We start from the raw sequence: 18,385 nt of genomic DNA on the forward strand, positions 1-18,385 counted from the left end.
CTAGTGCGGCAGCCACCCGGAACCGCCCGGGTGCCAGCATCCCCTCCCCGACGCCGAGCCGGGGCGCTCTATGTGAAGCGGCCCGGCGCCCCGAACGTCACCGCGCCGACGATCCACCCGGTGAACAGGCCGTACCCGGCGCCGGCGGCCGCCGCCTGGAAGGCGCCGAGCACTGTCGGGTCGCTCTGGATGATCGCCGCCAGCAGGCCGGCGACAGCTCCGGCGAAGATGTACGCCGACCACCCGGTGAGCAGCTGCGCGGCGCCGCCGCGCGTGCGCGAGACCCGAGGTCCGGTGAGGACGGCCAGGAAGACTGCGGTGAACACGACGACCAGGATGGCGCGCAGCATGGCGGCCAGGATGTCCCGGGCCGGTAGGTCGGCGGCGAAGTTCCAGGACGGCCAGGCCAGGAGCTGCAGGAACCAGTCGAGGGCGCCCGGGCCGGTGGCGTTGTCGCGGGCCCAGTCGCCGTACGGCGGGCTGCCGAACACGAGAACCAGCACGAAGGCCGCGAGCACACCGGCCGCGGTCGTGCTCCGATACTTCGTCAGAACTCCCATATCGGGACGAATACCCCGGCCCACCTGCAGCAAACCGGCTGTCGATCAACAGCCACCGTACGCCGGACGGGTGCCAGCACCCCCGCCGACGTGCCGGTCTGCACCCTGCCCGAGAACCCGTCCGGCTCTCTACCGTGGCATCAGGTTCGATCGCCGGCACCGGCAGGAAGGGACTGATCGACATGTCGACGACCCGCATCGAAGCCTCGGCGGCCTCGCTGTCCTGGATACCGTCCGAAGCCGTCACCGGGCTGGCGAAGGCGGCGTTCGAGACCGGCTTCGCGCACTACGACCCGCCGCCACCGGAGACCGTGGGCGACCTCGAGGAGCTGCGCGCGGACGACCGGTTCCGCTACGCCAACGTGCTGTCCGGCTGGGCGGACGTCGAGGACGGCCGAATCGTCCGGGCCGGCTACTCCGCCACGTCCGGGGTGCTGATGGGCTCGACGACGGTGCGCATCGGGCGGCTCGGCGCGACGTTCGCCGCGATCGCGCTGCCGGACCTGCGCCGGGAGCCCCAGTACCTTTCCGACGGGAGCGTCCGGCTCGTGCAGACCTGCGGCGGCCGGACCGCGCTGCCGGCGCCCCGCGCCGTCCCGCACCCGCCGTTCGTGAAGCTGCAATCGCCGCTGGTCTGGACCACGCTCGCGTTGACGCTGCACCCCGACGGCTCGTCGACCGTGCAGCTTCCCGGCGCGAGTGCCTTCCCGCGTCACTGGATCTACGACGCGTCCGGCGCGCTGACGCTGAAGTCCGGCCTCACCGACTACTCGGCGTGGGCGGCGCACTCGTTCGGCACTCGCACGCCGTGGGGTGACGAGGACTCGCCGGCCCTGACCGTGGCGGTGGAGACCGCCGGCGAGCGGACACTCTCCCGGCTGCTCATGACCGGCACGCAACCGAAGATCCGCACCCTGGACGCGGACGAGATGCTGACTCTGCAGGGTGAGCCCGGCGACGAGCTGTACCTGCTGTTGGACGGCGTGCTGCGGGTCGATGTCGACGGGCACCGGCTCGCAGAGGTCGGCCCCGGCGCCGTGCTCGGCGAGCGCGCCGTCCTGGAAGGCGGCCGGCGCACGTCGACGCTCACCGCGGTCACACCGGTGCGCGTCGCCGTCGCGCCCGCCTCGGCCATCGACCGCGGTCGGCTGGCGGAACTGGCCCGCTCACACCGCCGCGAGGACGTCGTCGCGCCGGAGTGACCCCGTGCGCTGGCCTACTCGATGCCGTGGCGGCGCAGGATCGCCTCGATGTCGTCGAGCTCGGGATCGGCGGCCGAACCCTTGGACCCCTTCGGCTGCCGCTTGGGCGCCGGGTCGACCGCACCCTTCGGCGCCGGGCCAGACTCGGCGACGGCGCCGGAACCGCGGCCCTCGAGCTTCTGCCCGCCGGCGAACAGCACACCCGCCAGCGCCAGCATGCCCACGCCCACCCAGGCCAGCGGCGAGAAGACCAGACCCACCACGAAGCCGACGATGCCGACCGCGGCAGCGCCCATGAGCAGGAACCCGCCGGCGGCCAGCTGCAGCGACGCGGCCCAGCCCTTGGTACGGGCCTGTCGCGCGGACAACACCACCAGACCAAGTCCGACGGCGGCTACGGCAATCTCGATCGCGTCGGTGAACACTCCTCCAGGTTACGCGGCCCGTCCGCGTTTTCCCTCAGGGATGTCCCCCAGTTCTGGGGGTTGACCCATCGCTTCGCGGCGTGCGTACGGCCCGGGCGGTGCGGGCTCGCGCGGCCAGGTCGCCGTCCGGCGGATACCCGACGGCCTCCAGGGTCAGGCCATGCGGTGCGACGACGCCGACACCCGGGTCCCGTCGGCCTCCGGACAGCACCGTCGCCGGCCAGTCGACCGGACGACGCCCGTCGCCCACGAGCAACAGCGCACCCACCATCGCCCGCACCTGGTTGTGACAGAACGCATCGGCCTCCACCATGGCCGTCACCACGCCGTCGGCGCGGCGTTGCCACCGCAGGGTGCGCAGCTCGCGGATCGTGGTGGCGCCCTCCCTCGGCCGGCAGTAGGCGGCGAAGTCGTGCTCACCGAGCAGGCCGGCGGCGGCGAGGTTCATCGCCTCCACGTCCAGCGGGCGGTCGTGCCAGAGCACGTGCCGACGCAGCAGCGGGTCGGCACCGAAGGGCGTGTCCGCGACCCGGTACCGGTAGCGGCGCCAGATCGCCGCGAACCGGGCGTCGAACCCGTCCGGCGCCACGGACACCCCGTGCACTCGGACATCCGGCGGCAGCACCCCCGCCAGCCGGCGCAGCAGCGCAAGCTCGGGCGGGCGGTCCGACCGCCCCGGGACCGCATCCCACGCGGCAACCGGCAGGTCGACGTGGCAGACCTGGCCACGTGCATGCACCCCCGCGTCGGTACGCCCGGCGACGGTGAGCCGCGGCGGCTCGATCCGCAACACCCGGCCCAGCGCCTCCTCCAGGACGCCCTGGACGGTGCGCCGCCCAGGCTGCGTCGCCCAGCCGGAGAAGTCTGTGCCCTCATACGCCAGGTCGAGCCGGACACGCAGCAGCCCGTCGATTCCCTCGGAATCGACGGGCTGCATGGTGATGACGGTGCGAAGGCTCAGGCCTTGTCGGCCTGGCCCTCGGCGTCGTCCTCCGCGGTCGTGTCAGCGCTCTCGGCGGTGTCCTCGGCGGATTCCTCCGAGCCGGCGGCCTCGTCGACCGCGGCCACCGACGACGTGGACTCGGTCGTCGCTGCGTCGGCAGGCGCGTCGGTGACATCGGCGGTGGCAGCCGGAGCAGCCGTCGATGCGGCCCGCCGGGTCGCGCCCGTCGCCTCCGCCACGACCTGCTCGGCCAGCGGCTCGACCAGCTCGATGACGGCCATCGGAGCGTTGTCGCCCTTCCGCGGACCGATCTTCACGATCCGGGTGTACCCGCCGTTGCGGTTCTCGTAGCGGGGACCGATCTCCGAGAACAGGACGTGCACGATGTCCTTGTCGCGGATGGTGCTGAGCACCTGCCGGCGCGCGTGCAGGTCGCCACGCTTTGCCTTGGTGATCAGTCGCTCGGCCACCGGGCGCAGCCGACGAGCCTTGGCCTCTGTGGTGGTGATGCGGCCGTGCTCGAACAGCGCCGTCGCCAGGTTGGCGAGAATCGCGCGCTGGTGAGACGGCGAGCCGCCCAGACGAGCACCCTTGGTGGGGGTGGGCATGGTGATCGTTCTCCTGTGTGGGTGTCGGTCAGTACTGCTCGTCCTCGGCGAAGGACTGGTCGTCGTCGCCGTAGCTGTCGACGGCCGCGGCCGGGTCGAAGCCCGGAGCGCTGTCCTTGAGGCCCAGGCCCATCGTCACGAGCTTGGCCTTGACCTCGTCGATCGACTTCTGGCCGAAGTTGCGGATGTCGAGCAGGTCGGCCTCGCTGCGGGAGACGAGCTCACCCACGGTGTGGATGCCCTCACGCTTGAGGCAGTTGTACGAACGGACCGTGAGCTGAAGGTCCTCGATCGGCAGCGCCAGGTCGGCGGCCAGCTGCGCGTCAACCGGCGACGGGCCGATTTCGATGCCCTCGGCCTCGACGTTGAGCTCCCGCGCCAGCCCGAACAGCTCCACCAGGGTGCTGCCGGCGGAGGCGAGGGCGTCCCGCGGCCGGATCGACGGCTTGGTCTCGACGTCGACGATGAGCCGGTCGAAGTCGGTGCGGCCCTCGACCCGGGTCGCCTCGACCTTGTACGTCACCTTCAGCACCGGCGAGTAGATCGAGTCGACCGGGATCCGGCCGATCTCGGCGTCGGCGCGCTTGTTCTGCACGGCGGAGACGTAGCCGCGACCGCGCTCGACGGTCAGCTCCATCTCCAGCTTGCCCTTGCCGTTGAGGGTGGCGATGTGCAGATCCGGGTTGTGCACCTCGACACCGGCCGGCGGCGCGATGTCGGCGGCGGTGACCGCACCCGGGCCCTGCTTGCGCAGGTACATGACCACAGGCTCGTCATGCTCCGACGACACGACGAGACCCTTCAGGTTGAGGATGACGTCGGTGACGTCCTCCTTCACACCCGGAATGGTCGTGAACTCGTGCAGCACTCCGTCGATGCGGATCGAGGTGATCGCCGCACCGGGGATGGACGACAGCAGGGTCCGGCGCAGCGAGTTGCCGAGCGTGTAGCCGAAGCCCGGCTCGAGCGGCTCGATGGTGAACCGAGCGCGCTCGTCGGAGATGGACTCCTCGCTGAGGCTCGGACGCTGGGTGATGAGCACGATGACTTCCTCTCCGCGACGCCCGCTATATGACTGTCGCGACTAGGCGGATGGCCGTGGCCGGCGAACTCGTCCGGCCACGGCCTCGGGGTTACTTCGAGTAGAACTCGACGATGAGCTGCTCCTGCACCGGCGTGTCGATCTGCTGCCGGGACGGGAGCTGGTGAACCAGCACGCGCATCTGGTTCGGGATGACCTCGAGCCACGCCGGCACCGGACGCTCGCCGTGTGTCTCGCGCGCGATGATGAACGGGGTGGTCTCCTTGGACTTGTCCCGCACGTCGATGACGTCGTGGAGCGCGACCTGGTAGGACGGCACGTTGACCTTGCGGCCGTTCACCAGGAAGTGGCCGTGGACGACCAGCTGGCGGGCGTGCCGGCGGGTGCGAGCCAGGCCGGCCCGGTAGACGACGTTGTCCAGCCGCGACTCCAGCAGCTGCAGCAGCACGTCGCCGGTGCGGCCCTGACGCCGGTTGGCTTCCTCGTAGTAGCGGCGGAACTGCTTCTCCAGCACGCCGTACGTGTAACGAGCCTTCTGCTTCTCGTGCAGCTGGAGGCGGTACTCGCTCTCCTTCTGCCGGCCGCGGCCGTGCTGGCCGGGCGGGTACGGACGGCGTTCGTACGCCTTGTCCGCGCCGATCAGGTCGACGCCGAGCCGGCGCGACTTCTTCGTGAGTGGACCGGTGTAACGGGCCATGGTGGCTTATCTCCTCGCAGGGTGGGTCGGGGTCAGACGCGACGGCGCTTCGGCGGGCGGCAGCCGTTGTGCGCCTGCGGGGTCACGTCCGAAATGGACCCGACCTCGAGGCCCACGGCCTGCAGCGAGCGAATCGCGGTCTCCCGGCCCGAACCCGGACCCTTGACGAACACGTCGACCTTGCGCATGCCGTGCTCCTGAGCACGACGGGCGGCCGCCTCGGCGGCCATCTGCGCGGCGAACGGCGTCGACTTACGCGAGCCCTTGAAGCCGACCTGGCCGGCGCTGGCCCACGCGATCACGTTGCCCTGCGGGTCGGTGATCGAAACGATGGTGTTGTTGAACGTGCTTTTGATGTGCGCCACGCCGTGAGCGACGTTCTTCTTCTCCTTGCGGCGCACCTTGGTCTGACGACCCTTGGCTGGTGGCATGTGTGCGGTACTCCTGTCCGAAAGTCTGTCTGAGGTCAGCGATGCCCGACCGAAACCTGGCCGGCGTCACTCGACGCCGAACTACTCAGGCTCACTTACCGGCCTTCTTCTTGCCGGCGACGGTCTTCTTCCGACCCTTGCGGGTACGGGCATTGGTGTGCGTGCGCTGACCCCGGACCGGGAGCCCGCGGCGGTGCCGGATGCCCTGGTAGCTACCGATCTCGATCTTGCGACGGATGTCGCCCTGCACCTCGCGGCGCAGGTCGCCCTCGATCTGGTAGTTGGACTCGATCCAGTCGCGGAGCTTGACCAGCTCCTCGTCACCGAGATCCTTGACGCGGACGTCAGGGCTGACGCCGGTGTTCTTCAGAGTCTCCAGCGCTCGGGTACGGCCGATGCCGAAGATGTAGGTGAGTGCTACCTCCAGGCGCTTGTCGCGCGGGAGGTCGACGCCGACGAGGCGTGCCATGCGGTTGGTCCTCACTGTCGTTCGCGGAGGTGTCTGGCGCACCGCGTCTCGGGCCGGCAGATTCGCCGTCGAGCCCCGGCCTCCGCCCGGGGGTGCTCCCGCGCCGCCGTCAGCGCCGTTGCCGGCGCGTCGGGCCACTCGGGGTGCAGGTGCGTTGTCCTGAGGTATTCAGTTGTGGTCGGGCGAGCAGGTGCTGATCAGCCCTGACGCTGCTTGTGCCGCAGGTTCTCGCAGATCACCATGACCCGGCCGTGACGGCGGATCACCTTGCACTTGTCGCAGATCGGCTTGACGCTCGGCTTGACCTTCATCGGGACTCTTTCGTGGACGTATGCCGAGAGCGTGGCAAACACTGCCGAGCCGGCATCTGTTGTCAGCGGTTACTTGTAGCGGTAGACGATGCGACCGCGGGTCAAGTCGTACGGGCTCAGCTCCACCACCACGCGGTCCTCGGGGAGGATCCGGATGTAGTGCTGGCGCATCTTGCCTGAAATGTGGGCGAGCACCTTGTGGCCGTTCGAGAGCTCGACCCGGAACATGGCGTTCGGGAGAGCCTCGGTGACCGTGCCCTCGATCTCGATGACCCCGTCCTTCTTCGGCATATCCTCCGCACTTCTTCGGTCTTCTCGTCCGTCGCTTCGGCGCGCACCACCGCCAGAAGTCCGTGGGGACGGGCGGCGAGCTGTCACGTTCGCCCTGCCGGCTCCGTGAACGGAACCGACCAGCCGCGGGCACAACGAAACAGACCACAGTGGGCCGACGAACGATTGTACGTCACCCGGCCTATCAGGCGCCAATCGACTCAGCCAAGCCGACGCGCCAGCGGTGTCAGCGCCGCCCGCTGGAACGATACGCCAGCTCGAGCAGGCCCAGGGTCATGCCCCAGGGGCCGGCCACCCAGATCGGCCAGAAGTACTCCGGGCCCCCGGTACCGATACTGACGAAGAGCCACACCATGAGGTTGATGGCCACCACGATGCCGTAGAACCACCACGCGGCAGTGAGCACGCCGCGCCCGGCACGCCGCCCCAGGCTCGGGCGCTGCTGCGGGGGTGCCGACACCGGCCGCACCAGCCCGGCCGCCGGCGACCGCCGCACCGGCAGATCGTTGATGAGCCGGTCGAGGTCACGGTACGTCCTGGCCGCGTAGGTCGCCTCGACCCGGGCCATCAACTCGTCCTGGTCGAGCCGCCCCTCGCCGTGGGCGTCTCGAAGGATCTCCGCGATGCGATCGCGGTCGGCGTCACTCGCACGCATCTCGAACCGCTCGGCCATGCCCCCAAGTATCCGCCGCTTCCGGCCGGATGCCTATCGGGGTAACCCCCGAATGCCCCCTGACCCCCCGAGGTCAGCGCACCGTCGCCGGGGTGTCGACACCCATCGCCGACAGCCGGGCCGCGCCACCGTCGCGGGCGGTCAGCACCCACGGGCCGTCCGGCGTGATCGCGATGCTGTGCTCGACGTGCGCGGCCCACGAGCCGTCGTCGGTCTTGACGGTCCAGTCGTCGTCGAGGACGTGCGTCTCGGGCCCGCCGAGGGTGATCATCGGCTCGACCGCCAGGCACATGCCGGGAACGAGTTTCGGACCGCGCTGCCGGGTCCGGTAGTTCATGACGTGGGGATCCTGGTGCATGGCGGTGCCGATGCCGTGCCCGCCGTACTCCTCGACGATGCCGTACTCGCCGCGCGACACGATGCACTTCTCGACGGCGGTGCCGATGTCGCGCACGCGCCGGCCGGCCCGCATGGCGGCGATGCCGGCCCACAGGGCGTCCTCGCAGTCGGCGATCAGCTTGGCGACCTGCTCCGGCACCTCACCCACGGCCACCGTCACCGCGGCGTCGCCGTGCCAGCCGTCCAGCACCGCGCCGAAGTCCAGCGAAACGATGTCGCCCTCGCGGAAGGGGAGGGCGTCCGGGATGCCGTGCACGACCACGTCGTTGACGGACACGCACACCGTCGCCGGGAAGCCGTGATAGCCGAGGAAGTTCGACGTGGCGCCGCGTGCGGCCAGCTCGCGCCGGGCGATGGCGTCCAGATCCAGCGGCGTCGCACCCGGCACGATGGCCGCGCGCATCGCCTCGTGGATCTCAGCGACCACCAGCCCGGCGGCGCGCATGCCGTCGAGCTCGGCCGGCGTCTTGATCTCGATCACCGCACGCCACCTGCCAGATCAGTGCTGGGGCGGCTGGGAGATGGCGTCGGCCACCCGTGCCGCGACCTCCTCGACGCTGCCCAGACCTTCGACCTCGAAGACCAGGCCGCGGTCGCGGTAGACGGCGATCAGGGGCGCGGTCTGCTCCAGGTAGACCTCCTGGCGGCGCCGGATGACCTCTTCGCTGTCATCGGTGCGGCCTTCCTCCACCGCGCGCTTGTGCAGGCGCTTCACGACCTCGTCGACGTCGACCGTGAGGACGATGACGTGGTCGAGTTCGGTGCCCTGCGAGGCCAGCGTCTGGTCGAGGAACTCGACCTGCGACAGCGTGCGCGGGAAGCCGTCCAGCAGGAAGCCCTCGGCGGCGTCGGGCTCGGCCAGCCGGTCGCGGACGAGGTCGTTCGTGAGCTCGTCCGGCACGTACTCGCCACCGTCGATGTACTTCTTCACCTCGACGCCCAGCGGCGTCTGGGCCGCGATGTTGGCGCGGAAGATGTCACCGGTCGAGATGGCCGGCACGCCGAAGCGCTTGGCCACGAGCTCGGCCTGGGTACCTTTGCCCGCGCCCGGCGGGCCCATGATCAGAAGCCTGGTCACCGCAGGAACCCCTCATAGTTGCGCTGCTGCAGCTGGCTCTCGATCTGCTGCACGGTCTGCAGGCCGACACCCACCATGATCAGGATGCTGGTGCCACCGAACATGTTGTTGAACGACTGGCCGCCGTCGGCCGGGTTGAGCACGTTGAACGCCAAGAGTGGCAACAGTGCCACCAGAGCCAGGTAGATGGCGCCGGCCGACGTGATGCGGTTGAGCACGTAGGCCAGGTACTCCTCGGTGGCCCGGCCGGCGCGGATGCCCGGCACGAAGCCGCCGTAGCGCTTCATGTTGTCGGAGATGTCCTTCGGGTTGAACGTGATGGACACGTAGAAGAACGCGAACCCGACGATGAGCAGGAAATAGAAGGCGATGTACAGCGGGTGCGTGCCGGCGGTGAAGTTGTCCTGGATCCACAGCGCCCAGCCGGACGTCTGGTTGAACTGCGAGGCCAGCAGCGGGATGTAGAGCAGGGACGAGGCGAAGATGACCGGGATGACACCCGCCTGGTTGATCTTGAGCGGGATGTACGTGGCCGAGCCGCCGTACATGCGCCTGCCGACCATGCGTTTCGCGTACTGCACCGGGATGCGCCGCTGTGCCTGTTCGACGAAGACAATGAGCGCGACCACGATGAGCGCGACCACGAGCACCAGGCCGAAGATGCCCCAGCCCCGGCTGGTCTGGACGCTCCAGAACAGGCTCGGCACGCTGGCGACGATCTGGGTGAAGATCAGCAGCGACATGCCGTTGCCGACGCCCCGGTCGGTGATGAGCTCGCCCAGCCACATCACCACGCCGGTACCGGCCGTCATCGTGATGATCATGATGGCGGCGGTGGCCAGCGAGTCGTCGTGCAACACCTCTTCGGGACAGTTCGGGAAGAACTGCCCGCGGCGGGCGAGCGTCACGATGGTGGTCGACTGCAGCAGCGCCAGGCCGATGGTCAGGTACCGCGTGTACTGCGTGATCTGCGCCTGACCGGAGGCGCCCTCCTTGCGCAGCGCCTCGATGCGTGGGATCACCACTGTCAGCAGCTGCAGGATGATGCTGGCCGTGATGTACGGGATGATGCCGAGGGCGAAGACCGCCAGCTGCAGCATCGCACCGCCGGAGAACAGGTTGAGCATCCCGTAGATGCCCTCGTTGCCCGCAAGGTCGACACACGTGCGCACGGCCGGCACGTCGACACCAGGTGTGGGCAGGACCGAGCCGACGCGGAAGATCGCGAGGATGCCCAGCGTGAACAACAGTTTCTGGCGCAGGTCTGGGGTACGGAATGCCTGCGCGAACACTCTGAGCACTTCAGGGCCTCCTGCGTGACCGACGGCGAGGTCGATGCCGGCACGGGTGGTACGGACGGACTAGACGTTAACACCGCTCCTGGCCGACGGACGAAGGCGCCTGCGGCCCGGTGGACCGCAGCGCGCCTTCGTGAACCGCCGGTCCGCCGGCGACGCGAACCTTAGAGTTCGGTGACGGTGCCGCCAGCAGCGGTGATCTTCTCCTTGGCGGTAGCGGAGAACGCGTTCACGTTCACTCGCAGCGCAACGGAGATGTCACCGGTGCCGAGGACCTTGACCGGCTTCCCGGACCGCACAGCACCCTTGGCCACGAGGTCGTCGACGGTGACGTCCCCGCCCTCCGGGTACAGGGCCGCGAGCTTGTCCAGGTTGACCACCTGGAACTCGACGCGGAACGGGTTCTTGAACCCCTTGAGCTTCGGCAGCCGCATGTGCAGCGGCAGCTGACCACCCTCGAAGCCCGCCGGGACCTGGTACCGGGCCTTCGTGCCCTTCGTACCGCGCCCGGCCGTCTTGCCCTTCGACGCCTCACCACGACCCACGCGGGTCTTGGCGGTCTTGGCGCCCGGGGCGGGCCGCAGGTGGTGCGGCTTCAACGGCGAGTTGCCCATTAGTTCTTCGGCCTCCTCTGCTGTACATCTTCGGTCTCAGCGGAGGAGATTGCTTCGACCGTGACAAGGTGCGCCACCGTCCGGACCATGCCCCTGATCTCGGGACGGTCGTCCTTGATGACCTCGTGCCCGATTCGGCGCAGGCCCAGCGAACGAAGCGTCTCGCGCTGCGACTGGTTGCCGCCGATCTGGCTCTTGACCTGCCGGACCTTCAGCTTGCCGCTCACCCCGACACCCCCGCAGCCTGAGCACGCAGCAGCGCCGCCGGCGCGACGTCCTCGACCGGCAGACCGCGCCGTGCGGCTACCTGCTCCGGACGCTCCAGCGACCGCAGCGCCTCGACCGTCGCGTGCACGATGTTGATCGCGTTCGACGAGCCGAGCGACTTGCTCAGCACGTCGTGGACGCCGGCAGCCTCCAGGACCGCACGGACCGGACCACCGGCGATCACACCGGTACCGGGCGAGGCCGGGCGCAGCAGCACCACGCCGGCGGCCTTCTCACCCTGGACCGGGTGCGGGATGGTCCCCTGGATCCGGGGCACCTTGAAGAACTGCTTCTTGGCCTCCTCGACACCCTTGGCGATGGCCGAGGGCACCTCCTTGGCCTTGCCGTAGCCGACGCCGACCGTGCCGTCGCCGTCGCCGACGACGACCAGGGCGGTGAAGCTGAAGCGCCGGCCACCCTGCACGACCTTGGCGACGCGGTTGATGGCGACCACGGTCTCGATGTAGTTGGTCTTGTCCGCACCGCCGTCGCCGCGACGGTTGTCGCGATCGCGACGGTCACGACGATCGCGGCGCTCGCCACCGGCACCGCCACCGCGGCGCTGGGGTTCAGCCATGATGTCCCTCTATCCTCTCGAGTTCTCCGGCCGAGACACGCTTCTCAGTCGAGGCCGGAAATTTCTTGGTCGCAGTCCTCAGAGCTTCAGGCCGCCCTCGCGGGCGCCCTCCGCCACCGCGGCCACCCGGCCGTGGTACTGGTTGCCGGCTCGATCGAACACGACCGACTCGACACCTGCCGCCTTGGCGCGGTCGGCGATCAGCTCGCCCACCTTGCGCGCCTTGGCCGTCTTGTCGCCGTCGAGCGTCCGCAGGTCGGCCTCCATGCTGGTGGCCGACGCGAGCGTCCGGCCAGTGGTGTCGTCCACCACCTGGGCCACCATGTGCCGCAGCGACCGGCTGACGACCAGACGGGGACGCTCGGCGGTGCCGGAGATCTTCTTCCGCACCCGCAGGTGCCGGCGGTTGCGCGCCGCGGCCTTGTCGCCCTTGCGGACGCGTTGGTTGATCGCGATGCCCATGCCTACTTACCAGCCTTTCCGACCTTGCGCCGCACGCGCTCGCCTTCGTAGCGCACGCCCTTGCCCTTGTACGGCTCCGGCTTGCGGATCTTGCGGATGTTCGCGGCGATCTCGCCGACCTTCTGCTTGTCGATGCCCTGCACCGCGAACTTGGTCGGCGACTCGACGGCGAAGGTGATGCCCTCCGGCGGCTCGACGACGACCGGGTGGCTGAAGCCGAGCGCGAACTCCAGGTTCTGGCCCTTGGCCGTGACCCGGTAGCCGACGCCGACGATCTCGAGCTTCTTCACGTAGCCCTCGGTCACGCCGGTGACCATGTTGGCCACCAGAGTCCGGGTCAGGCCGTGCAGCGCCCTGCTCTCGCGCTCGTCGTCAGGACGGCGCACCTCAAGCGTGCCGTCGTCGGACCGCTCGACGTCGATGACGTCGGGCAGGGTGTGGTTCAGCGTGCCCTTCGGCCCCTTGACCGTGAGAGCACGGCCTTCGACCGTGACCTCGACGCCCGAAGGCACCGGGATCGGGAGCTTGCCGATACGCGACATTGATCTGGCTCCTTTCCCGTCACCAGACGTAGGCGAGGACTTCCCCGCCCACGCCCTGCTTGGCAGCCGCCTGGCCCGTCAGCAGGCCTTGCGACGTCGAGATGATGGCGACGCCCAGCCCACCGAGAACCTTCGGCATGTTGGTGGCCTTGGCATAGACCCGCAGACCCGGCTTGCTCACTCGCCGGATACCGGCGATCGAGCGCTCACGGGACGGCCCGTACTTCAGGGTCAGCTCGAGGGTCTTGCCGACGGCACCCTCGGCCGGCTCCTGCACGGAGAAGCCCGCGATGTATCCCTGCTGCTTGAGGATCTCGGCGATGTGCACCTTGATCTTGCTGTGCGGCATCGCCACGGTGTCGTGGTGCGCCGAGTTGGCGTTGCGCAGACGGGTGAGCATGTCTGCGATCGGGTCGGTCATGGTCATGTGTGTGGTTGCCGCTTTCCCGTCGTGGTTTCCGCGTCACCGGGTTCGATCCCCGGCTCCGGCGGACCTGTGACGATCCGATGGGTCTGGCCGCCTGTCAAGCGTGGCGGGTTACCAGCTTGGCCGAACTACCAGCTAGATTTCGTCACGCCCGGCAGTTCGCCGCGGTGCGCCATCTGGCGAAGGCAGACACGGCACAGGCCGAACTTGCGGTACACCGAGTGCGGACGGCCGCACTTCTGGCACCGCGTGTACGCACGCACGCCGAACTTCGGCTTGCGCTGGGACTTGTTGATGAGCGCCTTCTTGGCCACGTCAGTTCTCCTTGAACGGGAAGCCAAGCAGCTTCAGCAGCGCCCGACCCTGCTCGTCGTTGGTTGCCGTGGTGACGACCGTGATGTCCATGCCGCGCACCCGGTCGATCCGGTCCTGGTTGATCTCGTGGAACATGGACTGCTCGTTGAGACCGAACGTGTAGTTGCCGTTGCCGTCGAACTGCTTGCCCGACAGGCCACGGAAGTCCCGGATACGGGGCAGCGCGATGGTCACCAGGCGGTCCAGGAACTCCCACATACGGTCGCCGCGCAGCGTCGCGTGCGCGCCGATCGGCATGCCCTCGCGCAGCTTGAACTGCGCGATGGACTTGCGGGCCTTGGTGACCGACGGCCGCTGGCCGGTGATGGCCGACAGGTCGGCGACGGCGCCCTCGATCAGCTTCGCGTCACGAGCAGCCTCGCCGACACCCATGTTGACGACGACCTTGGTCACCGTGGGCACCTGCATGATGTTCGCGATGTCGAACTGCTCACGCAGCGCCGACACGATCTCCTCGCGGTAGCGCTGCTTGAGCCGCGGCAACGCGCGGGTCTCAGTGGTGGTGGTCATCAGATGTCCTCACCGGTGCGCTTCGCGTACCGGACCTTGTTGCCGTTGTCGTCGATGCGGTACCCGACGCGGGTCCCCACCGTCTTCTTCTTGCCGTCGACGTCGGCCTCCACGGCCAGCTGCACGTTCGACACGTGGATCGGCGCCTCCTGGTGCACGATCCCGCCGGACTGCTGCGTGCCGCGGGCGGTCTGAGTCGGCTTCGTGTGCTTGGTGATGCGGTTGACACCCTCCACCAGCACCCGCTCGTCGCGCGGGTAAGCCGCGATCACCTTGCCGACCAGGCCCTTGTCCTTGCCGGCGATGACGACGACCTTGTCACCCTTCTTGATCTTCATGCTCACAACACCTCCGGAGCGAGCGAGATGATGCGCATGAAGCGCTTCTCGCGGAGCTCACGGCCGACGGGCCCGAAGATGCGGGTGCCGCGCGGGTCGCCGCCGTCCCTGATGATGACCGCCGCGTTCTCGTCGAAGCGGATGTAGGAGCCGTCCGGACGGCGGCGCTCCTTCACGGTCCGCACGACCACGGCCTTGACGACGTCACCCTTCTTCACGTTCCCGCCCGGGATGGCGTCTTTGACGGTCGCCACGATGACGTCCCCGATTCCGGCGTATCGCCGACCGGAGCCACCGAGAACACGGATGCACAAGAGTTCCTTGGCACCGGTGTTGTCGGCGACGCGCAGTCGCGACTCCTGCTGAATCATCTCGCTCCTACTTCGCCTTCTCGAGGATCTCCACGACGCGCCAGCGCTTCGTGGCCGACAGCGGACGGGTCTCCATGACCAGCACGCGGTCGCCGATGCCGGCGGCGTTCTGCTCGTCGTGGGCCTTCAGCTTGCTGGACCGGCGCACGACCTTGCCGTACAGCGGGTGCTTGAACCGGTCCTCGACGGACACGACCACGGTCTTGTCCATCTTGTCGCTGACCACCAGGCCCTGCCGGGTCTTCCGGTAGCCGCGGCCAGCCGGCGCCTTTCCCTGCTGGGTATCGGTGCTCTGGTTCACGTTCTCTTCCTTGTTCGCGGGGCTCACTCGGCACCGTCCTCACTAGAGGCGGCGGCCTTCTTGGCGGCCCGCTTCGGAGCTGCCTTCTTCTCCGTGTCGGCTTCGGCCTTCGACGGCTTCGCCTTCTCGGCCTTGTCGACCGGAACGACCGCGACGATGCCGAGCTCGCGCTCACGCATCACCGTGTAGATCCGAGCGATGTCCCGCCGGACAGCCTTGAGCCGTCCATGGCTCTCCAGCTGACCCGTGGCGCCCTGGAACCGCAGGTTGAACAGCGACTCCTTGGCCTTGCCGAGCTCCTCGACGAGTTCTTCGTCGGAGCGCTCACGCAACGACGCGGCGTCCAGGTTCTTCGAACCGATCGCCATCACACTTCACCTGCCTCGCGCGAAACGATGCGAGCCTTCATCGGGAGCTTGTGGATCGCGCGCGTGAGAGCCTCGCGAGCCACCGTCTCGTTCGGGTAGGACAGCTCGAACATGACCCGGCCCGGCTTGACGTTGGCGATCCACCACTCCGGCGAACCCTTACCGGAACCCATGCGGGTCTCGGCCGGCTTCTTGGTCAGCGGACGGTCCGGGTAGATGTTGATCCACACCTTGCCGCCACGGCGGATGTGCCGGGTGATGGCGATACGAGCCGCCTCGATCTGGCGGTTGGTCACGTAGTGGCCCTCGACCGCCTGGATGCCGTACTCGCCGAACGCCAGGGACGTGCCGCCCTTGGCCATGCCCCGCCGCTTCGGGTGGTGCTGCTTACGGTGCTTCACCTTGCGAGGGATCAGCATGGTCTCAACCTTCCTGTCCGGTGCTGGCGGCAGGAGCCTCGGCCACCGGTGCCTCGGACGCGGGAGCCTCGGCCGGCGCGGCGGCGGGAGCGTCGGTGCGCTCACCACCGCGGCCACCCGGCCGACGACGCTCCGGACGGCGGCGCTGGCCCTGCTGAGCACGGGCCTGTGCGGCCTGCTCGGCAGCGCGCTCGGCGCGCGAGCCGCTCACGTCACCCTTGTAGATCCACACCTTCACGCCGATCCGGCCGAAGGTGGTGCGGGCCTCGTAGAAGCCGTAGTCGACGTCCGCGCGCAGCGTGTGCAGCGGCACCCGGCCCTCGCGGTAGAACTCCGACCGGCTCATCTCCGCGCCGCCCAGACGGCCCGAGCACTGGATCCGTACGCCCTTGGCGCCGGCGCGCATGGTGGTCTGCAGCGCCTTGCGCATCGCGCGGCGGAACGCCACACGTGCGCTGAGCTGCTCGGCCACACCCTGCGCCACCAGCTGAGCGTTGATCTCGGGCTGCTTCACCTCGAGGACGTTCATCTGGACCTGCTTGCCGGTGAGCTTCTCCAGCTCCGAACGCAGCCGGTCAGCACCCACGCCACGGCGGCCGATGACGATGCCCGGCCGGGCGGTGTGGATGTCGACGCGGACGCGGTCGCGAGTGCGCTCGATGTCGACGTGCGAGATGCCGGCGCGCTCCATGCCTTCGGTCATCAGCTTGCGGATCGCCACGTCCTCGGCGATGTAGTCGCGGTAGCGCTGACCCTTGGTGGTGCTGTCGGCGAACCACCGGCTCTTGTGGTCGGTGGAAACGCCGAGCCGGAACCCGTGCGGGTTGATCTTCTGACCCACTAGCGGGCCCCTCCCTTCGCTGCGGCGAGCGACGCCTTGTCGTCGACGATCACCGTGATGTGGCAAGTCCGCTTGTTGATGCGGCTGGCGCGGCCGTGCGCCCGGGGGCGGAACCGCTTCATGGTCGGACCGTCGTCGACGAAGACCTGCGCGATGACGAGCGTCTCGCGCGGAGTACCGGCGAGGTCATCGGCGTTGGCGATCGCGCTCTCCAGCACCTTGCGCACCGGGACGGCGGCGGCCTGCGGCGCGAACTGCAGCAATGCCGACGCCTCGTCCGCGTCCATGCCACGGATCAGGTCCACCACACGGCGCGCCTTGCTGGGCGTGACGCGGACGAACCGCGCTTGAGCCCTGGCTTCCATCGTTACTCCTCAGCTGTCACTTCGTGGTGGACGTCACCGGCGACGGGCGCGGCGGTCGTCCTTCTCGTGGCCCTTGAACGTGCGCGTCGGCGCGAACTCGCCGAGCTTGTGGCCGATCATCGCCTCGGTGACGAACACCGGGACGTGCTTGCGGCCGTCGTGCACCGCGATGGTGTGGCCGATCATGTCCGGCACGATCATCGAGCGACGGGACCAGGTCTTGATGACGTTCTTGGTGCCCTTCTCGTTCTGAGCATCGACCTTCTTGGCCAGGTGCTCGTCGACGAAGGGGCCCTTCTTCAGGCTGCGCGGCATCTGTTCTGACTCCCGACTCAGCGCTTCTTGCCGGTCTTGCGGCGGCGGACGATCTGACGGTCACTGGGCTTGTTCTTCCGGCGGGTCCGACCCTCGGGCCGGCCGTTCGGGTTGACCGGGTGGCGTCCACCGGAGGTCTTACCTTCACCACCACCGTGCGGGTGGTCGACCGGGTTCATGGCGACACCACGCACGGACGGGCGCTTGCCCTTCCAGCGCATCCGGCCGGCCTTGCCCCAGTTGATGTTCGACTGCTCGGCGTTGCCGACCTCGCCGACGGTGGCGCGGCAGCGCACGTCGACGTTGCGGATCTCACCGGAGGGCATACGCAGCTGCGCCCAGGTGCCCTCCTTGGCGACCAGCTGGACGCTGGCGCCGGCGGACCGGGCGATCTTCGCGCCGCCGCCGGGCCGCAGCTCGATGGCGTGGATGACGGTACCGACCGGGATGTTGCGCAACGGCAGGTTGTTACCGGGCTTGATGTCGGCGGAGGGACCCGCCTCGACCAGGGCACCCTGGGCCAGCCGGTAGGGGGCGAGAATGTAGCGCTTCTCGCCGTCGGCGTAGTGCAGCAGCGCGATTCGCGAGGTGCGGTTCGGGTCGTACTCGATGTGCGCGACCTTCGCCGGCACGCCGTCCTTGTCGGCCCGGCGGAAGTCGATGACCCGGTACTGACGCTTGTGCCCGCCACCCTGGTGTCGCGTGGTGATCCGGCCGGAGTTGTTGCGCCCGCCCTTCTTGGGCAGCGGCCGTACCAGCGACTTCTCCGGCGTGGACCGGGTGACCTCGACGAAGTCGGCGACGCTGGAGCCACGCCGGCCCGGTGTCGTCGGCTTGTACTTTCGGATTGCCATTCGTCGTAACCT

Annotated in this window: 31 protein-coding genes and 1 pseudogene; 1 reads left to right on the forward strand and 31 read right to left on the reverse strand. The window is 68.9% G+C overall.

What is annotated here, in order from left to right; translation table 11 throughout:
* Nucleotides 1–68: 68 nt before the first annotated feature.
* Nucleotides 69–560 (reverse strand): hypothetical protein, encoded by a 492-nt coding sequence (locus JIAGA_RS0123020; protein WP_026877465.1) that lies wholly within the window; start codon nucleotides 558–560, stop codon nucleotides 69–71.
* 182 nt (nucleotides 561–742) lie between these two features.
* Here JIAGA_RS0123020 and JIAGA_RS0123025 point away from each other — a divergent pair, with 182 nt between their 5' ends.
* A complete protein-coding gene (locus tag JIAGA_RS0123025; RefSeq protein WP_026877466.1) occupies nucleotides 743–1,762 on the forward strand; it encodes a cyclic nucleotide-binding domain-containing protein in 1,020 nt (339 codons plus the stop codon).
* A gap of 14 nt (nucleotides 1,763–1,776) precedes the next feature.
* On the opposite strand, the gene JIAGA_RS0123030 is transcribed toward JIAGA_RS0123025, so the two are convergent.
* From JIAGA_RS0123030 to rplB, 30 genes and pseudogenes are all read right to left on the reverse strand, one after another.
* Nucleotides 1,777–2,187 (reverse strand): hypothetical protein, encoded by a 411-nt coding sequence (locus tag JIAGA_RS0123030; RefSeq protein WP_026877467.1) that lies wholly within the window; start codon nucleotides 2,185–2,187, stop codon nucleotides 1,777–1,779.
* 34 nt (nucleotides 2,188–2,221) lie between these two features.
* Nucleotides 2,222–3,124 carry a tRNA pseudouridine(38-40) synthase TruA gene (gene truA / locus JIAGA_RS0123035; protein ID WP_051426428.1) on the reverse strand — a complete coding sequence of 301 codons (903 nt, stop codon included), beginning with the start codon at nucleotides 3,122–3,124 and terminating at the stop codon, nucleotides 2,222–2,224.
* A gap of 20 nt (nucleotides 3,125–3,144) precedes the next feature.
* The gene (gene rplQ, locus JIAGA_RS36255) at nucleotides 3,145–3,738 is read right to left on the reverse strand and encodes a 50S ribosomal protein L17 (RefSeq protein WP_026877469.1); all 594 of its coding nucleotides are present in this window, start codon (nucleotides 3,736–3,738) and stop codon (nucleotides 3,145–3,147) included.
* A 28-nt stretch (nucleotides 3,739–3,766) separates the two neighbouring features.
* Nucleotides 3,767–4,780 (reverse strand): DNA-directed RNA polymerase subunit alpha, encoded by a 1,014-nt coding sequence (locus JIAGA_RS0123045; RefSeq protein ID WP_026877470.1) that lies wholly within the window; start codon nucleotides 4,778–4,780, stop codon nucleotides 3,767–3,769.
* 91 nt (nucleotides 4,781–4,871) lie between these two features.
* On the reverse strand, nucleotides 4,872–5,477 hold the full coding sequence (gene rpsD / locus JIAGA_RS0123050; RefSeq protein ID WP_026877471.1) for a 30S ribosomal protein S4: 606 nt from the start codon (nucleotides 5,475–5,477) through the stop codon (nucleotides 4,872–4,874).
* Nucleotides 5,478–5,509: 32 nt separating this feature from the next.
* Entirely contained in the window at nucleotides 5,510–5,908 is a 399-nt protein-coding gene (rpsK, locus tag JIAGA_RS0123055; RefSeq protein ID WP_026877472.1) for a 30S ribosomal protein S11, read from the reverse strand.
* A gap of 91 nt (nucleotides 5,909–5,999) precedes the next feature.
* Entirely contained in the window at nucleotides 6,000–6,377 is a 378-nt protein-coding gene (rpsM, locus tag JIAGA_RS0123060; RefSeq protein WP_026877473.1) for a 30S ribosomal protein S13, read from the reverse strand.
* A 197-nt stretch (nucleotides 6,378–6,574) separates the two neighbouring features.
* Nucleotides 6,575–6,688: a 50S ribosomal protein L36 gene (rpmJ, locus tag JIAGA_RS0123065; RefSeq protein ID WP_015883600.1), complete on the reverse strand. Its 114-nt coding sequence runs from the start codon at nucleotides 6,686–6,688 to the stop codon at nucleotides 6,575–6,577.
* A 69-nt stretch (nucleotides 6,689–6,757) separates the two neighbouring features.
* Nucleotides 6,758–6,979: a translation initiation factor IF-1 gene (gene infA / locus JIAGA_RS0123070; RefSeq protein ID WP_026877474.1), complete on the reverse strand. Its 222-nt coding sequence runs from the start codon at nucleotides 6,977–6,979 to the stop codon at nucleotides 6,758–6,760.
* A gap of 226 nt (nucleotides 6,980–7,205) precedes the next feature.
* A complete protein-coding gene (locus JIAGA_RS0123075; RefSeq protein ID WP_084470000.1) occupies nucleotides 7,206–7,652 on the reverse strand; it encodes a DUF1707 SHOCT-like domain-containing protein in 447 nt (148 codons plus the stop codon).
* Between the two features lie 73 nt (nucleotides 7,653–7,725).
* Entirely contained in the window at nucleotides 7,726–8,532 is an 807-nt protein-coding gene (map, locus tag JIAGA_RS0123080; RefSeq protein ID WP_026877476.1) for a type I methionyl aminopeptidase, read from the reverse strand.
* Nucleotides 8,533–8,550: 18 nt separating this feature from the next.
* Nucleotides 8,551–9,129, reverse strand: a complete 579-nt coding sequence (locus JIAGA_RS0123085) for an adenylate kinase (RefSeq protein WP_026877477.1) — start codon at nucleotides 9,127–9,129, stop codon at nucleotides 8,551–8,553.
* A complete protein-coding gene (gene secY, locus JIAGA_RS0123090) occupies nucleotides 9,126–10,430 on the reverse strand; it encodes a preprotein translocase subunit SecY (RefSeq protein ID WP_026877478.1) in 1,305 nt (434 codons plus the stop codon). The genes JIAGA_RS0123085 and secY overlap by 4 nt, the downstream gene beginning before the upstream one ends.
* Before the next feature lie 161 nt (nucleotides 10,431–10,591).
* Nucleotides 10,592–11,041: a 50S ribosomal protein L15 gene (rplO, locus tag JIAGA_RS0123095; protein ID WP_026877479.1), complete on the reverse strand. Its 450-nt coding sequence runs from the start codon at nucleotides 11,039–11,041 to the stop codon at nucleotides 10,592–10,594.
* Between the two features lie 47 nt (nucleotides 11,042–11,088).
* Nucleotides 11,089–11,268, reverse strand: a pseudogene (gene rpmD / locus JIAGA_RS31895) (50S ribosomal protein L30); the annotation flags it as partial.
* A complete protein-coding gene (rpsE, locus tag JIAGA_RS0123105; RefSeq protein WP_026877480.1) occupies nucleotides 11,265–11,885 on the reverse strand; it encodes a 30S ribosomal protein S5 in 621 nt (206 codons plus the stop codon). The pseudogene rpmD and the gene rpsE, both read right to left, overlap by 4 nt.
* Nucleotides 11,886–11,963: 78 nt before the next feature.
* Nucleotides 11,964–12,347, reverse strand: a complete 384-nt coding sequence (gene rplR, locus JIAGA_RS0123110; protein ID WP_035812888.1) for a 50S ribosomal protein L18 — start codon at nucleotides 12,345–12,347, stop codon at nucleotides 11,964–11,966.
* Nucleotides 12,348–12,349: 2 nt separating this feature from the next.
* Nucleotides 12,350–12,889, reverse strand: a complete 540-nt coding sequence (gene rplF, locus JIAGA_RS0123115) for a 50S ribosomal protein L6 (RefSeq protein WP_026877482.1) — start codon at nucleotides 12,887–12,889, stop codon at nucleotides 12,350–12,352.
* Between the two features lie 19 nt (nucleotides 12,890–12,908).
* Nucleotides 12,909–13,316 (reverse strand): 30S ribosomal protein S8, encoded by a 408-nt coding sequence (gene rpsH, locus JIAGA_RS0123120; protein WP_026877483.1) that lies wholly within the window; start codon nucleotides 13,314–13,316, stop codon nucleotides 12,909–12,911.
* 128 nt (nucleotides 13,317–13,444) lie between these two features.
* Nucleotides 13,445–13,630, reverse strand: a complete 186-nt coding sequence (locus tag JIAGA_RS0123125) for a type Z 30S ribosomal protein S14 (protein ID WP_026877484.1) — start codon at nucleotides 13,628–13,630, stop codon at nucleotides 13,445–13,447.
* Between the two features lies 1 nt (nucleotide 13,631).
* Nucleotides 13,632–14,201, reverse strand: coding sequence for a 50S ribosomal protein L5 (rplE, locus tag JIAGA_RS0123130; protein ID WP_026877485.1), 570 nt, complete (start codon nucleotides 14,199–14,201; stop codon nucleotides 13,632–13,634).
* Nucleotides 14,201–14,545 (reverse strand): 50S ribosomal protein L24, encoded by a 345-nt coding sequence (gene rplX / locus JIAGA_RS0123135; protein ID WP_342673669.1) that lies wholly within the window; start codon nucleotides 14,543–14,545, stop codon nucleotides 14,201–14,203. The genes rplE and rplX overlap by 1 nt, the downstream gene beginning before the upstream one ends.
* On the reverse strand, nucleotides 14,542–14,910 hold the full coding sequence (gene rplN / locus JIAGA_RS0123140; RefSeq protein WP_026877487.1) for a 50S ribosomal protein L14: 369 nt from the start codon (nucleotides 14,908–14,910) through the stop codon (nucleotides 14,542–14,544). Before rplN ends, rplX begins: the two co-directional genes overlap by 4 nt.
* Nucleotides 14,911–14,917: 7 nt before the next feature.
* Complete coding sequence (gene rpsQ / locus JIAGA_RS35820) at nucleotides 14,918–15,211, reverse strand: 30S ribosomal protein S17 (RefSeq protein WP_026877488.1); 294 nt, start codon at nucleotides 15,209–15,211, stop codon at nucleotides 14,918–14,920.
* A gap of 23 nt (nucleotides 15,212–15,234) precedes the next feature.
* On the reverse strand, nucleotides 15,235–15,579 hold the full coding sequence (gene rpmC / locus JIAGA_RS36260) for a 50S ribosomal protein L29 (RefSeq protein ID WP_026877489.1): 345 nt from the start codon (nucleotides 15,577–15,579) through the stop codon (nucleotides 15,235–15,237).
* Nucleotides 15,579–15,998, reverse strand: a complete 420-nt coding sequence (gene rplP, locus JIAGA_RS0123155; RefSeq protein WP_026877490.1) for a 50S ribosomal protein L16 — start codon at nucleotides 15,996–15,998, stop codon at nucleotides 15,579–15,581. Before rplP ends, rpmC begins: the two co-directional genes overlap by 1 nt.
* Nucleotides 15,999–16,002: 4 nt before the next feature.
* Nucleotides 16,003–16,839, reverse strand: a complete 837-nt coding sequence (gene rpsC, locus JIAGA_RS0123160) for a 30S ribosomal protein S3 (protein ID WP_026877491.1) — start codon at nucleotides 16,837–16,839, stop codon at nucleotides 16,003–16,005.
* Nucleotides 16,839–17,204, reverse strand: coding sequence for a 50S ribosomal protein L22 (gene rplV, locus JIAGA_RS0123165; RefSeq protein ID WP_026877492.1), 366 nt, complete (start codon nucleotides 17,202–17,204; stop codon nucleotides 16,839–16,841). Before rplV ends, rpsC begins: the two co-directional genes overlap by 1 nt.
* Nucleotides 17,205–17,237: 33 nt before the next feature.
* Nucleotides 17,238–17,519: a 30S ribosomal protein S19 gene (gene rpsS, locus JIAGA_RS0123170; protein ID WP_026877493.1), complete on the reverse strand. Its 282-nt coding sequence runs from the start codon at nucleotides 17,517–17,519 to the stop codon at nucleotides 17,238–17,240.
* A 17-nt stretch (nucleotides 17,520–17,536) separates the two neighbouring features.
* Nucleotides 17,537–18,373, reverse strand: a complete 837-nt coding sequence (gene rplB / locus JIAGA_RS0123175; protein WP_026877494.1) for a 50S ribosomal protein L2 — start codon at nucleotides 18,371–18,373, stop codon at nucleotides 17,537–17,539.
* Between the last annotated feature and the right edge of the window lie 12 nt (nucleotides 18,374–18,385).

This window comes from Jiangella gansuensis DSM 44835 (assembly GCF_000515395.1).
Classification (GTDB): Bacteria; Actinomycetota; Actinomycetes; order Jiangellales; family Jiangellaceae; genus Jiangella; species Jiangella gansuensis.

Bases quoted from the DNA above. Each gene is read 5' to 3' on its own strand.
- JIAGA_RS0123020 (WP_026877465.1), bottom strand. From the start codon at position 560: ATGGGAGTTCTGACGAAGTATCGGAGCACGACCGCGGCCGGTGTGCTC.
- JIAGA_RS0123025 (WP_026877466.1), top strand. From the start codon at position 743: ATGTCGACGACCCGCATCGAAGCCTCGGCGGCCTCGCTGTCCTGGATA.
- truA (WP_051426428.1), bottom strand. From the start codon at position 3,124: ATGCAGCCCGTCGATTCCGAGGGAATCGACGGGCTGCTGCGTGTCCGG.
- rplQ (WP_026877469.1), bottom strand. From the start codon at position 3,738: ATGCCCACCCCCACCAAGGGTGCTCGTCTGGGCGGCTCGCCGTCTCAC.
- rpsD (WP_026877471.1), bottom strand. From the start codon at position 5,477: ATGGCCCGTTACACCGGTCCACTCACGAAGAAGTCGCGCCGGCTCGGC.
- rpsK (WP_026877472.1), bottom strand. From the start codon at position 5,908: ATGCCACCAGCCAAGGGTCGTCAGACCAAGGTGCGCCGCAAGGAGAAG.
- rpsM (WP_026877473.1), bottom strand. From the start codon at position 6,377: ATGGCACGCCTCGTCGGCGTCGACCTCCCGCGCGACAAGCGCCTGGAG.
- rpmJ (WP_015883600.1), bottom strand. From the start codon at position 6,688: ATGAAGGTCAAGCCGAGCGTCAAGCCGATCTGCGACAAGTGCAAGGTG.
- infA (WP_026877474.1), bottom strand. From the start codon at position 6,979: ATGCCGAAGAAGGACGGGGTCATCGAGATCGAGGGCACGGTCACCGAG.
- JIAGA_RS0123075 (WP_084470000.1), bottom strand. From the start codon at position 7,652: ATGGCCGAGCGGTTCGAGATGCGTGCGAGTGACGCCGACCGCGATCGC.
- rplO (WP_026877479.1), bottom strand. From the start codon at position 11,041: ATGGGCAACTCGCCGTTGAAGCCGCACCACCTGCGGCCCGCCCCGGGC.
- rpsE (WP_026877480.1), bottom strand. From the start codon at position 11,885: ATGGCTGAACCCCAGCGCCGCGGTGGCGGTGCCGGTGGCGAGCGCCGC.
- rplR (WP_035812888.1), bottom strand. From the start codon at position 12,347: ATGGGCATCGCGATCAACCAACGCGTCCGCAAGGGCGACAAGGCCGCG.
- rplF (WP_026877482.1), bottom strand. From the start codon at position 12,889: ATGTCGCGTATCGGCAAGCTCCCGATCCCGGTGCCTTCGGGCGTCGAG.
- rpsH (WP_026877483.1), bottom strand. From the start codon at position 13,316: ATGACCATGACCGACCCGATCGCAGACATGCTCACCCGTCTGCGCAAC.
- rplE (WP_026877485.1), bottom strand. From the start codon at position 14,201: ATGACCACCACCACTGAGACCCGCGCGTTGCCGCGGCTCAAGCAGCGC.
- rplN (WP_026877487.1), bottom strand. From the start codon at position 14,910: ATGATTCAGCAGGAGTCGCGACTGCGCGTCGCCGACAACACCGGTGCC.
- rpmC (WP_026877489.1), bottom strand. From the start codon at position 15,579: ATGGCGATCGGTTCGAAGAACCTGGACGCCGCGTCGTTGCGTGAGCGC.
- rplP (WP_026877490.1), bottom strand. From the start codon at position 15,998: ATGCTGATCCCTCGCAAGGTGAAGCACCGTAAGCAGCACCACCCGAAG.
- rplV (WP_026877492.1), bottom strand. From the start codon at position 17,204: ATGGAAGCCAGGGCTCAAGCGCGGTTCGTCCGCGTCACGCCCAGCAAG.
- rpsS (WP_026877493.1), bottom strand. From the start codon at position 17,519: ATGCCGCGCAGCCTGAAGAAGGGCCCCTTCGTCGACGAGCACCTGGCC.
- rplB (WP_026877494.1), bottom strand. From the start codon at position 18,373: ATGGCAATCCGAAAGTACAAGCCGACGACACCGGGCCGGCGTGGCTCC.